This is a genomic window from Alcanivorax sp. HI0044 (assembly GCF_001634945.1).
In genome coordinates, this window is record NZ_LWEZ01001320.1 from 1 (window position 1) to 1,450 (window position 1,450).

The window sequence follows — 1,450 nt, forward strand, 5'->3', positions numbered from 1 at the left end:
TCAAAATCCTGCCCTGGAAGCCGGCCTGGAGGTGGAAAACGTCCTCGGCAGCGGCAACCGGCAGGGGAGCGACGCGGCAGAGTACACCCTGTCCTTGTCATCGGTTCTCGAACTTGGCGGCAAGCGTGAGGCCCGCGTCAGCGTCGTCGACTCGCGATACGCTCTGGTCGAGGCCGAGCGCCAGGCCGAAACCCTGGATGTGCTGGGACAGGTGGCCCAGCGTTTTGTCGCCACCTTGGCCCTGCAGGAAAAACTTGAACTGGCCGCTGACGCTGTGGCGCTGACCGAGGCCACCCACGAGATCGTCACCCGTCGCGCCGACCGGGGCGCGGCGCCCCAGGCCGAAGTCATGCGCGCCAGGGCCGCGCTCACCCGGAGTCGTATCGAGCAGTCCCGCGTGTTAAGCGAATACGAGAGCCGGAAAATAGCTCTGGCTTCGCTCTGGGGTGATACCCGTCCGGACTTTCAGAGTCTGGAGGGCGACCTGTTCCAGTTCGGGTCCTCCGACAGTTTCGAGATCCTGTACCAGCGGGTCAGTGAGAGCCCGGCCATTCAAATCTATGCCAGCGAGCGGCGCGTCCGTGAGGCGGAAGTCCAATTGGCACGGAGCCAGTCCGAGAGCGATATCCGCTGGCAGGTGGGTGTCCGGCAGTTCGAGGAGACGGATGACTCGGCGCTGGTCGGCGGGTTTTCCGTACCGCTGTTTTCCGGACGGCGCAATCGCGGCGAAGTGCAAGCCGCTCTGGCGGCGCGGGATGAAGTCCGGTACCGCCGGGAGGACACCCTGCTTCGCCTCCACTCGCGCCTGTTCGAGGCTTACCGACAGCGGCAGCAAAACATCGAGGCGGTTGAGCAGATTCGCGGCCAAGTGCTTCCCGATCTGAGTGATGCCCTCAGCCAGACCCGCGAGGCCTACGAGAAAGGTCGCTACAGCTATGTGGAGTGGACCGCCGCGCAGCGGGAATTGCTCTCCGCCCGGCAGGCGCTGGTCGACGCCGCCACCACGGCGCTGCTCAACCAGTCGCTGATCGAACAACTGACGGCGCAGCCTCTGGCTGGCCGCTGAACAAGGATTACTACCATGAAAGTCGTTAACTATTTACTCATACTTGCCAGCGTTTATGTGCTGACGGCCGGACCGACTCATGCCGCGGAAGATGATCACAGTGATGATTCGCATGCGCACGGTGACGTCAACGAAGAGCGCGGCGAGCACGAGGAGTCGGAGAGCACTCACGCGGAAATCTCCGCCGAGATGGCGGAGCAAGCCGGTATCCGAAGCAAGGCCGCAGGTGCCGGCATCCTGGAGCGCACCATCAGCAGTTATGGCCGCCTTGTTCCCAATCCCGACGGGATTGCCCTGATCAGGGCACGCTTCCCGGGTCAGGTTACGAAAATCAATGCCAGTCTCGGTGACGCGGTCAAGGCTGGCGAGCCACTGGCCAGCATC

Annotated in this window: 1 protein-coding gene and 1 pseudogene; both read left to right on the forward strand. The window is 63.5% G+C overall.

Annotated elements, in window-relative coordinates:
• Nucleotides 1-1,066: TolC family protein (locus A3730_RS19420; protein ID WP_063538714.1), on the forward strand; the 1,066-nt coding region annotated here is incomplete at its 5' end.
• A 15-nt stretch (nt 1,067-1,081) separates the two neighbouring features.
• Nucleotides 1,082-1,450: pseudogene (locus A3730_RS19425) on the forward strand (efflux RND transporter periplasmic adaptor subunit); the annotation flags it as partial.